Below are 13,766 nucleotides of genomic sequence, written 5' to 3'. Positions count from 1 at the left end.
CGCGACCGGCGCCGGGGCAGCCGCCGGGGCGGATGGCAGGCCGCCTGCGGGCATGCCGAAATGGCGCGTGCGGATCGGCACTTGCCCGGTCGGCGAGGGCGGGGCGGGGGGCTTTTCGCCGGACACGTCCTTGCCCTTGTCGGTATCGATCACCAGCGCGTCGAGATCGCTTTCACGCAAGGTGGCGCAGCGGCTCTCGTCCTCGACCACGAAATGCGCGCGCCAGAACGGGTGGGAGAACCAGTTGCCGTGAAAGGCGTGGATATACATGCCCGTTTCGACCTGCGAGGGGCTGATGCGTTTGAGAGCCATAGTCGTGCGCTGCCTTGCTGATCGCTCGATCTAAGCCACTCGAGGCTTATACCGGGTGAGCTGCAGACCCCGGCGCAGTACCTAGGGCGGGCGTGCCGGAAGGAGGCTGGCCGGCGACGTTTACCTTGGCTGCGCGCCTCCCCTTGCGAAATTGCAAGGTTGCGGCATACATCTGGGTTCGGGTCGTTTACAAAGATAGAGCGCGAAAAGGGCGTGGGGCATGAGTTCGAGCACCGGCAAGGGGCCTTGTGAGGCCGTCAGCGAAAGGGTGGCCTCCCTTCTGGCCCGGCGTATCCTCAACGCTGAGCTGCCCGCGGGCGCGCGCATCAAGCAGGACGAACTGGCCGAAGAGCTCAGCATCAGCCGTATTCCGGTGCGCGATGCGCTGCGTATCCTGGAAGCGCGCGGACTGGTGACGATGCGCGCCAACGCGGGCGCGCGGGTGGTGGTGCTCAACGAGAACGACGTGCGTTCCTCGTTCGACATTCGCGAGCGGATCGAGCCGCTGCTGCTGGCCGACAGCCTCTCGCGCTTCACGGCGCAGGACATCGCCGAGCTGCGCGCGCTGCTCGACGAGCGCGAGGCGAGCCCGGACCTCGCCGGGATCATGGAGCAGGGGCGCGCCTTTCACTGGATGACCTACCGCCGCCACGCTTCGCCCTTGCTCGCCTCGATCCTCGAACGGGTGTGGGACGTGATGCACAGCTACGTGCTGGTCGCGCACCGCGCGATGGAGGCGGAGCAGCGTGCGGTGGCGCTGCGCAGCCACGGCTTCGAGCACGAGGTGCTTTACCAGGCGATCGCGCGCGGCGAAGTGGAGACCGCGCAGGCCGCGCTGGTGCTCCACATCCGCCGGGTGCGCGCGGCGGTTATCGACACGCGCTGAACCGGCTTGGCTAAGCGCGGGTTACCGCTTGGGCGGCGTGGCTGCGGTTGCTTTGGCGGCTTCGGCATCCTGCTGGGCGGCGGCGCGTAGCGCGGCCTCGCGTGCGGCCTTTTGCGCGGCAAGGCGCGAAGGGCTGGGGGCATAGACCGAGATGATCGCGGTTGCCGGGGCATCGGGCGATGCAGCCTGCCCGTCTTGCGACAGGGGCGTCGCCTCGGCCGTCGGTTCATCCTGCGCCAGTTCGGGGCGCGTGCGCACTTGCGCGGCAATGCCCGCATCGCTCAGCAGCTTGGAAAGGCCCGCCAGTTGCGCGGCGCTGGCGCCCGAGATCGTCACGTCGCCCATGCCCCAGCGTTGCAGCGCCCAGATGCCGAGGTCGACCGGTATCGTCCCCTCGGCGAGCGCCGCGCCCGCACCATGGCCCAGCGCGACCCTCAGGTCGGCCTGCGGCGGCGGTATCAGGCGCACGGTCCAGCCGGTGGTGTCCTGGTTGGCCGAAGTCTCGACCGTGCGGTAGTCGGCGAGCGTCCATTCGGGCGCGGGGACCGGCTCGACATAGACCATGCGCTGCGCGCGGTCGGTCCACATCGCGCGGGTGGGCAGGCCGATCGTCTGGCGGATCGTCTTGAATGGCGGCACGTCGGCGGCAATGCCTGCCGTGGTGCGTTCCATCGCGGCATCGACCATGGCCTTGGTCTGTGAGCGCACGTCGGCGGCGAGCACCTGCTGCAGGCTGACCGCGACCTGTTCGCCGAGCGCCTTCTTGATCAGGCTCTCGGCGCGGCTCTCGGCGTTGCCGGTGTAGGTCGGGGTGATGACCAGCGCCTTGACCGAGGGCGCGGCGAACAGGCTCGAGTTGACGTCAAGCTGGGCGATCGTCACGTTCTTGTCGCCGCACGCGCTCACGATCGCGTTCTGCGCTGCCGAGCGGATGCGCGCCTCGTTGGTGAGCTTCATCAGCGTCATCGTCAGCGGCGTTGCCAGCGCAAGGAAAGCCGCGATCAGGATCGCGATGTAGCGCGGCGTCCACTCGACCTTGCCGAACGGCCGCGCTGCGCCTGAAAGCCGCGCGATGAGCGCAAAGGCAAAGGTGATCGCGGCGAGGTTGGTGAGAAACAGCAGGAGCGCGCCGAAGGCGAACATCGGCTGCAACACGCCGATACCATAGCCGACCACCGTAAGCGGGGGCATCAGCGCCGTGGCGATGGCGACGCCGATCGCGGTGCCGCCCTTGCCGATGACCGTCGAATAACCGCCCGCAATGCCGGAAAACAGCGCGACCGCCAGATCGAGCAGGTTGGGTTCGGTGCGCGCCAGGATCTCGGGCGTGGCGTTGCGGATGGGCGAGAGCCAGGTCAGCACGATGCCGGTCGCGATGCCGATCGCTGCGCCGATCGCGACGACCTTGACCGCATCGCGGATGCGGTGCCCGTCGAGCGAGGCGAAGCCAAATCCCATCGCCGCGATCGGGCTCATCAGCGGGGAGACGAGCATCGCGCCGATGACCACCGCGGTCGAGGATTGCAGCAGGCCCAGGATCGCGATGCCCGCCGCGAGCGCGCACATCAGGATGTAGCCGCGCGTGAGCTGGCCTTCCTGGCGCACGCTCTGGCGCAGGTCGAAGGCCTGGTCGGGGCTCAGTTCGGGGAGCAGCACGGCATGGGCAAGCTTGATGCGCGCGAGGTGAAAGAAGGCCTCGGCGCGGCGGGCCCACCAGGGGCGCTGCCGCCACATCTCGTTGATCGCCTGGGCCTCGGGCGCGGCGCGATCATCGGGCGTCTTGCGGGGAGCCTGGCCGGGCAGCGGGCTCTCGGGCAGGGCGGGGGAAGGGCCGCTAGCGGTGTCGGGGGTATCGGTCATGACGGTACTCGCGCCTTGGCGGCTTCGCGCGATTGAATGGACTGGATGAGCTTGCCGATCGTGCTGCCCTGCGCCACGACCGCGAAGATTACCACGACATAGGTTACCGCGAGCAGTTCGGAGCGGATCGCGGAAGCCGGCAGCGACAGCGCCAGCGCGATCGAGATACCGCCGCGAAGGCCGCCCCAGACCAGCGTCGGGAAAGCCAGCGGGCCCATGTCGATCGCCCGCTTCATCGCGATGAGCGGCGCGCCGACCGAGATCACCCGCGCGATCAGCACGACCGCGATCGCGGCCATCCCGACGAAGATGTAGCCCGGCTGGAGGTCGAGCGCGATCACCTCGAGCCCGATCAGCAGGAACAGCACGGCGTTGAGGATCTCGTCGATCAGCGCCCAGAACTTGATGATGTAGTCGCGCGTGGTGTCGCTCATCGCGTGGGCGACCCCGGCGTTGCCGATGATGAGCCCGGCGACGGCCATCGCGACCGGGCCGCTGACGTGCAGCGCCATGGCCAGACTGTAGCCGCCCATGACGACCGCGAGGCTGATCATCGCCTCAATGTTGTATTCGTCGATCGACTTCATCGCGCGGTAGCCGATCCACCCGATCCCGAGGCCCAGCACGCCCCCGCCCAGCGCCTCGCGCACGAAATGGGCGAGTGCAAAGCTCCAGGTGAACGGTTCGGAGCCCGTGGCGAGCGCGATGAGGATGGTGAAGACGACGACGCCGATACCGTCGTTGAACAGGCTCTCGCCCGCGACCGTGGCCTGGAGCGTTTCGGGCATGGCCGCGCGCTTCATCACGGCCATGACCGAGACCGGGTCGGTCGGGCTGATGAGCGCGCCGAAGACGAGGCACCAGGTCAGCGGCACCGGAATGCCCACCGCCTGCGACAGCGCGAAGAAGCCGCCCCCCACGATCGCGGTGGAAAGCAGCACGCCCACGGTGCTGAACACCAGGATCGGCAGCGCCCCTTCGCGCATGTGCGACCAGCTGACGTGCATCGCGCCGGCAAACAGCAGGAACGAGAGCATCCCGTCCATCAGCGTGCGCGAGAAGTCGAGGTCGGCGAGGAACCCGCCAAGGCTCGCGGCGAGCGTGCCGCCCGGCACGAAGTGGTCGTAGGCGACCAGCAGCAGCGAGGCGAGCGTGCCCATCACGGTCAGTCCGACGGTCGAAGGGAGGCGCAGGATGCGATAGTTAAGATAGCCCAGCGCCGCGGCGAGGACGATCAGGATCGAGGCGGCATCAAACGGGGAAAGTTCATGCATGGGGTCTTTGTTAGCGGCCGCTCGCGCGCTTGCCTAGCGTTGTCGGACCCGCATCGCGGTGAACCGGTCGATGGCAAACAATTCATTGCCGCGGCGCACAATTGTCCTTGCTGCATTGCAGTCGTGTGGTAGCGATAGGATCATAAGGTTTCGGAATAAAACGGACGGAGATTCCTTCGTTCGCAGCTGATGCGGTGCCGTTGGGTGAGGCTTCGACGAGGCCTGTTCACGGCGTCCTTTCTAGGAGACTTTCCGTGGCAAGCAGTCCCTCCGAGTTCGACAGTCACATCATTCGGGTCCTGCGTCACCGTGTCGGCAAGGACGAACGGGCGGCCAAGAACCACGACTGGTACAACGCCTCGATCTTCGCGCTGCGCGACCACATCATCGACAACTGGATCACCTCGACCCGGCGCACCTACGATACCGGCGGCAAGCGGGTGTACTACCTCTCGATGGAGTTCCTGATCGGGCGCCTGCTGCGCGATGCGCTGTCCAACATGGGCATGACCCGCGAGATGGAGCAGGCGCTTGCCGCGCACGGGCTCGACCTTGCCGAGATCGAGGAATACGAGCCTGACGCCGCGCTTGGCAACGGGGGGCTCGGGCGTCTGGCCGCCTGCTTCATGGAGAGCCTGGCGACGCTCGACATCCCGGCCTACGGCTACGGCATCCGCTACGTGAACGGCATGTTCCGCCAGCGCATCGACGATGGCTGGCAGGTCGAGCTGCCCGAGACCTGGCTGGCGCATGGCAACCCCTGGGAGTTCGAGCGGCTCGAGAGCACCTACCGCATCGGCTTCGGCGGCGAGGTCACGGTCGAGGGCGACATTGCCGAGTGGCACCCGGCCGAACAGGTCGAGGCGACCGCGGTCGATACCCCGGTGGTCGGCTACCACGCCAAGCGCGTGAACACGCTGCGGCTGTGGACCGCTTCGGCGCTGGACCCGATCAAGCTCGATGCGTTCAACGCGGGCGATCACGTCGGTGCGCTCAGCGAACAGGTGCGCGCCGATGCGCTGGTGCGCGTGCTCTATCCGGCGGACTCGAGCCCGGCCGGGCAGGAGCTGCGGCTGCGCCAGGAATACTTCTTCACCGCCGCTTCGGTGCAGGACATCATGCGCCGCCACATGCAGTACCAGGGCGACGTGCGCACGCTGCCCGAGCACGCCTCGATCCAGCTCAACGACACGCACCCCTCGGTCGCGGTCGCCGAACTGATGCGCCTGATGGTCGATGTCCACCAACTCGAATTCGACGAGGCCTGGGAGGTGTGCAGGAAGACGATCTCCTACACCAACCACACGCTCCTGCCCGAAGCGCTGGAAACCTGGCCGCTGCCGTTGTTCGAGCGGCTTTTGCCGCGCCACATGCAGATCATCTACGCGATCAACAGCCGCATCCTGCGCGAGGCGCGCAAGGCGGGCTGCAATGATGCGCGCATCGCGGCGATCTCGCTGATCGACGAATCGGGCGAGCGTCGCGTGCGCATGGCCAACCTCGCCTTTGTCGGCGCGCATTCGGTCAACGGCGTCGCCGCGCTGCACACCGAGCTGATGAAGGAGACGGTCTTTGCCGACCTGCACCAGCTCTACCCCACGCGCATCAACAACAAGACCAACGGGGTGACCCCGCGGCGCTGGCTGAGCCAGTGCAATCCGGGGCTGACCAAGGTCATCCGCGAGGCGATCGGCGATGGCTTCATCATCGATGCGGCCAGACTGTCCGCGCTCAATGCGCTCGCCGGGGATGCCACGCTGGGGGAGAGCATCGCGGCGGTCAAGCGCGCGAACAAGGTGGCGCTCGCCGATCATCTCAAGGCGACGATGGGCATCCGGCTCAATCCCGATGCGCTGTTCGACGTGCAGATCAAGCGCATCCACGAATACAAGCGCCAGCTGCTCAACCTGATCGAGACGGTTGCCCTGTACGACCAGATCCGCAGCCATCCCGAACGCGACTGGGTGCCGCGCGTCAAGATCTTCGGCGGCAAGGCAGCGTCGAGCTACCACAACGCCAAGCTGGTGATCAAACTGGCCAACGACATCGCCAAGCGGGTCAATTCCGACCCTTCGGTCGGCGGGCTGCTCAAGGTCGTCTTCGTGCCCAACTACAACGTCAGCCTGGCCGAGAAGATCATTCCGGCGGCCGACCTTTCCGAGCAGATCTCGACCGCGGGGATGGAAGCTTCGGGCACGGGCAACATGAAGTTCGCGCTGAACGGCGCGCTGACCATCGGGACGCTCGACGGGGCCAATGTCGAGATCAAGGAGCACGTGGGCGACGAGAACATCGTGATCTTCGGCCTCACCGCCGAGGAAGTGGCTGAAAAGCGCGCCAACGGTTACAACCCGCGGGCAATCATCGAAGGCTCGCGCGAGCTGAGCCAGGCGCTCTCGATGATCGCCTCGGGCGTGTTCTCGCCCGACGATCCGGGGCGCTACGCCGGGCTCGTGGGCGGCATCTACGACCATGACTGGTTCATGTGCGCGGCCGATTTCGAAAGCTACGCACAGGCTCAGCGCAGCGTCGATGCCCGTTGGAACGACGTTTCCGGCTGGCGCACGACGGCCATTCGCAACATCGCCAATGTCGGCTGGTTCTCGTCCGACCGGACCATCGCCGAATACGCCAAGGATATCTGGAAAGTCTTGTGAACCCTGACGAAAGCGCTCTCGATTCCCTGTTGAACGGCACCCATGGCGATCCCTTCTCGCTGCTTGGCGTGCATGGCGGGCCGGGCGGTGCCTTCGCGCGCGCGATCCTGCCCGGCGCCGAAACGGCCGAGGCCTTCTCGATCGCGGGAACATGCCTCGGGCAAGTCGCGCGGATCGACGATCGCGGCCTGTTCGAAGGCTTCCTGCTCGGCGATCCGCAGCCGGTGCGCTACCGCTGCACCGCCGGGGGGCACGACTGGATCGTCACCGATCCCTACAGCTTTGCCCCGGTGCTCGGCCCCGTCGACGACCTGCTGATCGCCCAGGGCACGCACTACCGCCTGTTCGACAAGATGGGCGCCCACGTGATCGAGCATCAGGGCGCCAAGGGCGTTCACTTCGCGGTCTGGGCGCCCAACGCCCGGATCGTGAGCGTGGTGGGGGATTTCAACGACTGGGACCCGGCGCGCCACGTCATGCGCAACCGGCGCGACATCGGCGTCTGGGAAATCTTCGTGCCCGACATCAAGGACTACCGCGCCTACAAGTTCCACATCGTCGGAGCGGACGGGGCGGTGCAGCCGCTCAAGGCCGATCCCTTCGCCTTCATGACCGAAGTGCGTCCGCGCACCGCCTCGGTTACGGCAAGGACCCAGAAGCACGACTGGAACGATGCCGCCCACCGCGAGCACTGGGCCAGTGTCGATCCACGCCGGGTGCCGGTCTCGATCTACGAGGTCCACGCCGGGTCGTGGCAGCGCGATCGCTGGAACTGGTTCCTCAACTGGGACGAGATGGCCGACCAGCTGATCCCCTATGTTGTCGACATGGGCTTCACCCATATCGAGTTCCTGCCGATTTCCGAGCACCCCTACGATCCTTCGTGGGGCTATCAGACCACCGGGCTCTATGCCCCTTCGGCGCGCTTCGGCGAACCGGCGGGCTTCGCGCGCTTCGTCGAGGGGGCGCATAAGGCGGGGATCGGCGTGCTGCTCGACTGGGTGCCCGCGCACTTCCCGACCGACGAGCATGGGCTGGTGCGCTTCGATGGCACCGCGCTCTACGAGCATGAGGACCGGCGGCAGGGGTTCCACCCCGACTGGAACACGCTGATCTACAATTTCGGGCGCAAGGAAGTGGCGAGCTACCTCGTCAACAACGCCCTGTTCTGGGCCGAACGCTATCATGTCGACGGCCTGCGCGTCGATGCGGTGGCCTCGATGCTCTACCGCGACTATTCGCGCAAGGAGGGCGAGTGGATCGCCAACGCGGCGGGCGGGCGCGAGAACTGGGAGGCGGTGGATTTCCTGCGCGCGACCAACCGCGCGCTCTACGCGGCCAATCCGGGGATCATCACCATCGCTGAGGAATCGACCGCCTGGCCCGGCGTCTCGGCCCCGGCCGACGATGCCCCGCCGGGCGAGCGGCCCACCGCGCTCGGCTTCGGTTTCAAGTGGAACATGGGCTTCATGCACGACACGCTGGCCTACATGGGCCGCGATCCGGTGCACCGCAAATTCCATCATGACGACATCACCTTCGGGTTGATGTACGCCTTTTCGGAGAATTTCGTCCTCCCCCTCAGCCACGACGAGGTGGTCCACGGCAAGGGCTCGCTGCTCGCCAAGATGAGCGGGGACGACTGGCAGCAGTTCGCGAACTTGCGCGCTTATTACGCCATGATGTGGGGCTATCCGGGCAAGAAGCTGCTGTTCATGGGGCAGGAATTCGCCCAGCGCGAGGAATGGAGCGAGGAGCGCGCGCTCGACTGGCACTTGCGCGGTGCGCCCGCGCACGAAGGCGTGCGCAATCTGGTGCGCGATCTCAACCGGCTCTACCGTGCCAGGCCCGCGCTCCACGCGCGCGATTGCGAGGGCGAAGGGTTCGAGTGGCTGATCGTGGACGATGCGGAAAATTCGGTCTTTGCCTGGCTGCGCAAGGCGCCGGGCTGCCCGCCGGTCGCGGTGATCGCCAACATGACCCCCACGTTGCGCAGCGGTTATCGCGTTCCGGTGCCCGCGGATGGCAAGTGGAACGAGGTGCTCAACAGCGATTCTGTCTATTACGGCGGGTCGGGCAAGGGCAACCTGGGGCAGGTCCGGGCGGTTGACGGCAGCATGAGCGTGACGCTGCCGCCGCTGGCCACGATCATGCTCGAATACGCACAATAAGACCCGGTTGAGGGTCCGAGAGAGGAACGGGAACGATGAGAATGTCGAGTGGGCAGCCCCTCGCGCGTGATGCGATGGCCTATGTCCTGGCCGGAGGGCGGGGCAGCCGGCTGAAGGAACTGACCGACAACCGCGCCAAGCCTGCGGTCTACTTCGGCGGGATGAGCCGGATCATCGACTTTGCCCTCTCGAACGCGATCAACTCGGGCATCCGGCGCATCAGCGTGGCGACGCAGTACAAGGCGCATAGCCTGATCCGCCACATGAACCGCGCCTGGAACTTCATGCGGCCCGAACGCAACGAAAGCTTCGACATCCTGCCCGCCTCGCAGCGCATTTCGGAATACCTGTGGTACGAAGGGACCGCCGATGCGGTCTATCAGAACATCGACATCATCGCCGCGCACGCCCCGCGCTACATGGTGATCCTGGCGGGCGACCACATCTACAAGATGGACTACGAGCTGATGCTGCAGGAGCACGTCAACTCGGGCGCGGACGTGACCGTGGGCTGTCTTACCGTACCGCGTCTGGAGGCGACGGGCTTTGGCGTGATGCACGTCGATGATGATGACTTCATCACCTCGTTCCTTGAAAAGCCCGCCGATCCGCCGGGTATTCCGGGCGATCCCGAAAACGCGCTGGCCTCCATGGGCATCTACGTGTTCGACACCGGGTTCCTGTTCGAACAGCTCAAGCGCGATGCCGCCGATCCCAATTCGGGGCGCGATTTTGGCGGGGATATCATCCCCTACATCGTCAAGCACGGCAAGGCGAAGGCGCACCGCTTCACCTCTTCGTGCATCCGTGCGGCCGAGGAGATCGAGGAATACTGGCGCGACGTGGGCACAGTCGATGCCTACTTCGAGGCCAATCTGGACCTCACCGACACCGTGCCCAAGCTCGACATGTACGATCGCGAATGGCCGATCTGGACCGATACCATCGTCGCCGCGCCGGCCAAGTTCGTGCACGATCAGGAAGGGCGGCGCGGGCAGGCGATTTCCTCACTGATCAGCCAGGACTGCATCGTTTCGGGCGCGCTGGCCCGCCGCTCGCTGCTGTTCACCGGGGTCAAGATGGGCAGCTGGTCGAGCGTCAACGAAGGCGTGATCCTGCCTTACTGCAACATTGGGCGCAACGCGCGGCTGAGCCGGGTGGTGATCGATTCGGGGGTGCGTATCCCCGAGGGCCTCGTCGTGGGTGAGGACCCCGAGCTTGACGCGCGGCGCTTCCGGCGCACCGACAAGGGCGTGTGCCTCATCACCAAGGCGATGATCGAGAGGCTCGAGGCGTGAGCGCAGGTGTGCCCGCGCTCACGGTTCTGTCGGTTGCCTCCGAGGCTGTGCCGCTGGTCAAGACCGGCGGGCTGGCCGACGTGGTCGGCGCGCTTCCGGGGGCCTTGGCCGCGCACGGGGTGGCGGTGACGACGCTGCTGCCGGGCTACCCTTCGCTGCTCGTGCAGTTGGAGAAGCCGCGCGCTGTTCACGAGTGGGACAATCTGCTGGGCGAAAGCGCGCGCCTGCTCGCCGCGAAGCTGGGGGACCACCCGCTTTACGTGCTGGACTGCCCCGCGCTGTTCGTGCGCGACGGGCTGCCCTACGCCGACACTGCGGGCAAGGACTGGGCCGACAACTGGCGGCGCTTTTCCGCGCTCGGCCGCGCGGCGGCGGACATTGCGGGTGGTGCGGTCAGGGTGCGGGGCAAGGCGCAAGGCTTCGACCTGCTCCACGCGCACGACTGGCAGGCGGCGATGGCGGCCGCGTACCTGCGCTACGCTCCGTTCGAAGGACAGGCGGTGCCCAGCGTCGTGACGGTCCACAATATCGCCTTTCAGGGTCAGTTCGGCGCGGAAATCTTCGGCGCACTGGGCCTGCCGCCCTGGGCCTGGGACATGTACGGGGTGGAGTACTATGGCGGGTTCGGGATGCTCAAGGCCGGGCTCTACTGCGCCGATGCGATCACCACCGTCAGCCCGACTTACGCGCGCGAAATCCGCACCGAGGCGTTCGGCATGGGTCTTGAAGGTCTGATCGCCGCGCGTGGCAGCGCGGTCCACGGCATTCTCAACGGGATCGACGCGGCGGTGTGGAACCCGGCTGCCGATCCCAGTCTGGCCCAGCCCTACACGCTGCGCACGCTGGGCAAGCGGGCGGTGAACAAGCGCGCGCTCGAGGCCGAATTCGGCCTTGCCGAGGACGATGGTCCGCTGTTCGTGGCGATCACCCGGCTGACCTGGCAGAAGGGCATGGACGTGCTGGCCGAGGCTGTCGACGATCTCGTTGCCGAAGGCGGGCGCCTTGCGGTGCTCGGTTCGGGCGATGCCGCAATCGAGCAGGGGCTCCAGACCGCTGCGCTGCGCCATCCGGGCCGCGTTGCGGTGCGCATCGGCTATGACGAGCCGCTCTCGCACCGGATGCAGGCGGGCGGCGATGCGATCCTCATCCCCTCGCGCTTCGAACCGTGCGGGCTGACCCAGCTTTACGGGCTTGCCTATGGTTGCCTGCCGGTCGTCGCGCGCACGGGCGGGCTGGCCGATACGGTGATCGACGCCAATCCGGCCGCGCTTGCCACAGGCGTGGCGACGGGCGTGCAGTTCGACGGTGTGGACCTCGATAATCTGCGCGCGGCGATCAGCCGCACCGTCGCGCTCTACCGCGCGCCCGAGGAATGGAAAAAGGTCCAGAAGAACGCGATGAAGGCGGACTTCTCGTGGGGGGCGAGCGGGGCGGCCTACGCCCGGCTCTATCGGTCGCTGCTCGCGTGAGGCGGCTGGGCGCCTGGGTGGAAGCGGGTCGGACCCGTTTCGCCGTGCGCGCCCCTTTGGCCCGGCAGGTCTGGCTTTGCCGGTTCGACGCGCAGGATAACGAGACCCGCCACGCGATGGTGCGCGAGGGGGAGCGTTGGACACTCGCGTTCGAGGAGGACCTTGCGGGCGCGCGTTACGGCTACCGGGCCGAGGGCGAATGGGCGCCCGACGAGGGGTTGTGGTTCGATTCCGCCAAGCTGCTGGTCGATCCCTACGCGCTGACGCTCGACCGGCGGTTCCGGCAGGACCCGGCGCTGGGCCGTTTTGGCGAGGATACCGCCGGTCTGGTGCCGCGCGCGGTGGTGCCGGAGGCCTTGCCCAGGGTCTTCCCGCAGCCGCCGGTCTTCGCGCGCGCAGGGCTGATCTACGAAGTCAACGTGCGCGCCTTCACCTTGTGCCATCCCGAAGTGCCCGAGGCGCTGCGCGGCACGATCGCCGCGCTCGCGCATCCCGCGATCCTCGCGCATTTGCGCAAGCTGCACGTCGGCGCGGTCGAGCTGATGCCGATCGTCGCCTGGATCGACGAGCGGCACCTGCCTCCGCTCGGCCTCGTCAACGCCTGGGGCTACAACCCGGTGGCGCTGATGGCGCTCGATCCGGGGCTGTGTCCGGGCGGGGTTGCCGAATTGCGCGAGACGGTGGCGACCTTGCGCCGGAACGGCATCGGCGTGCTGCTCGACCTCGTCTTCAACCATTCGGGCGAGAGCGACCGCGAGGGAGGCGTTCTGTCGCTGCGCGGGCTCGACAACGCGGCCTATGCCCACGCACCGGACGGCCCGCTCATCAACGACACCGGCTGCGGCAACACGCTCGACTTCGCCAATCCGGCGGTGCGCCGCCTGACGCTCGATGCGATGCGCCATTTCGTGCAGCACGCCGGGGTTGACGGGTTCCGCTTCGACCTTGCCCCGATCCTCGCGCGCGGGCCCGGTTTTGCGAAGGATGCCCCGATTTTCGCCGAAATCGCCGCCGACCCGGTGCTGGCGAGCCGGGTGCTCATCGCCGAACCATGGGACATCGGGCCGGGCGGTTATCAGCTGGGCCAGTTTCCCCAGAACTGGCTTGAATGGAACGACCGTTATCGCGACGACGTGCGCCGGTTCTGGAAGGGCGAGGCCGGCATCGGTGTGCTGGCGACCCGGCTCGCCGGATCGAGCGACGTGTTTGGGGAGACCTCGGCGGCCCTCCCGTGCCGGTCTGTCAATTTCCTCGCCGCGCACGATGGCTTCACGCTGGCCGACACGGTGGCCTACGCGCACCGTCACAACGAAGCCAACGGCGAGAACAACCGCGACGGGCATGGCGAGAATTTCAGCTGGAACCACGGCGTCGAAGGACCGAGTCCGGATGAGGGCGTGATCGCCGCGCGCCGGGCGGACCTCAAGGCGATGCTCACCACGCTGTTCGCCTCGACCGGGACGATCATGCTGACTGCGGGCGACGAGTTCGGGCGCACCCAGCAGGGCAACAACAACGCCTATTGCCAGGACAACGCGATCGGCTGGATCGACTGGGACGCGCGCGACCGCGAACTGGAGGACCATGTCGCCCGCCTTGCGGCCCTGCGCGCGCAGCACCGGGTAGCGTTCACGGTCTTTTCCGAAGAGACCGCATGGGAAGCCGAACCCGGCCGCGCGATGACCGTGGCCGACTGGGAGGAGCCGGGTCGCGGCGTCTTCGGTTTCGTTTCCCCTGTGCAGGGAGAGGGTACCGTCGCGCTGCGTGTGGACCGCGCGGCCCGCACAGTGACCCTCGCCATCGATCCTGAAGCGCCGCCCAAAGGCTGACGCTCTGGCT

Annotated in this window: 9 protein-coding genes; 6 read left to right on the top strand and 3 right to left on the bottom strand. The window is 67.0% G+C overall.

Features of this window, described 5'->3' with window-relative positions:
* Positions 1–312, bottom strand: a 312-nt coding sequence (locus MTR62_RS01490) for a DUF3391 domain-containing protein (protein WP_244016499.1), incomplete at its 3' end; no start/stop codon positions are given.
* 220 nt (positions 313–532) lie between these two features.
* Here MTR62_RS01490 and MTR62_RS01485 point away from each other — a divergent pair.
* The gene (locus MTR62_RS01485) at positions 533–1,198 is read left to right on the top strand and encodes a GntR family transcriptional regulator (RefSeq protein ID WP_244016498.1); all 666 of its coding nucleotides are present in this window, start codon (positions 533–535) and stop codon (positions 1,196–1,198) included.
* Between the two features lie 21 nt (positions 1,199–1,219).
* Here MTR62_RS01485 and MTR62_RS01480 read toward each other — a convergent pair whose 3' ends face one another.
* The gene (locus tag MTR62_RS01480) at positions 1,220–3,058 is read right to left on the bottom strand and encodes a TIGR00341 family protein (protein WP_244016497.1); all 1,839 of its coding nucleotides are present in this window, start codon (positions 3,056–3,058) and stop codon (positions 1,220–1,222) included.
* Positions 3,055–4,332, bottom strand: coding sequence for a cation:proton antiporter (locus tag MTR62_RS01475; protein ID WP_244016496.1), 1,278 nt, complete (start codon positions 4,330–4,332; stop codon positions 3,055–3,057). The genes MTR62_RS01480 and MTR62_RS01475 overlap by 4 nt, the downstream gene beginning before the upstream one ends.
* Positions 4,333–4,586: 254 nt before the next feature.
* Between MTR62_RS01475 and MTR62_RS01470 the strand changes: the two genes are divergently transcribed.
* Genes MTR62_RS01470 through glgX form a run of 5 tightly spaced genes read left to right on the top strand, consistent with a single transcriptional unit; the run spans position 4,587 to position 13,756 of the window.
* Entirely contained in the window at positions 4,587–6,989 is a 2,403-nt protein-coding gene (locus tag MTR62_RS01470) for a glycogen/starch/alpha-glucan phosphorylase (RefSeq protein ID WP_244016495.1), read from the top strand.
* Positions 6,986–9,160, top strand: coding sequence for a 1,4-alpha-glucan branching protein GlgB (glgB, locus tag MTR62_RS01465; RefSeq protein WP_244016494.1), 2,175 nt, complete (start codon positions 6,986–6,988; stop codon positions 9,158–9,160). The genes MTR62_RS01470 and glgB overlap by 4 nt, the downstream gene beginning before the upstream one ends.
* Positions 9,161–9,195: 35 nt before the next feature.
* Positions 9,196–10,458: a glucose-1-phosphate adenylyltransferase gene (gene glgC, locus MTR62_RS01460; RefSeq protein ID WP_244016493.1), complete on the top strand. Its 1,263-nt coding sequence runs from the start codon at positions 9,196–9,198 to the stop codon at positions 10,456–10,458.
* A complete protein-coding gene (gene glgA, locus MTR62_RS01455) occupies positions 10,455–11,927 on the top strand; it encodes a glycogen synthase GlgA (RefSeq protein ID WP_244016492.1) in 1,473 nt (490 codons plus the stop codon). Before glgC ends, glgA begins: the two co-directional genes overlap by 4 nt.
* 44 nt (positions 11,928–11,971) lie before the next feature.
* Positions 11,972–13,756: a glycogen debranching protein GlgX gene (glgX, locus tag MTR62_RS01450; protein WP_407672565.1), complete on the top strand. Its 1,785-nt coding sequence runs from the start codon at positions 11,972–11,974 to the stop codon at positions 13,754–13,756.
* Positions 13,757–13,766: the final 10 nt, after the last annotated feature.

The organism is Novosphingobium organovorum (genome assembly GCF_022832435.1).
Lineage (GTDB): Bacteria > Pseudomonadota > Alphaproteobacteria > Sphingomonadales > Sphingomonadaceae > Novosphingobium > Novosphingobium organovorum.
The sequence above is the reverse complement of the archived record's forward strand: the minus strand, read 5'-3'. Positions and strand labels throughout refer to the sequence as shown.

Coding starts and splice junctions, on each gene's coding strand:
- MTR62_RS01485 (WP_244016498.1), top strand. CDS start 533: ATGAGTTCGAGCACCGGCAAGGGGCCTTGTGAGGCCGTCAGCGAAAGG.
- MTR62_RS01480 (WP_244016497.1), bottom strand. CDS start 3,058: ATGACCGATACCCCCGACACCGCTAGCGGCCCTTCCCCCGCCCTGCCC.
- MTR62_RS01475 (WP_244016496.1), bottom strand. CDS start 4,332: ATGCATGAACTTTCCCCGTTTGATGCCGCCTCGATCCTGATCGTCCTC.
- glgC (WP_244016493.1), top strand. CDS start 9,196: ATGAGAATGTCGAGTGGGCAGCCCCTCGCGCGTGATGCGATGGCCTAT.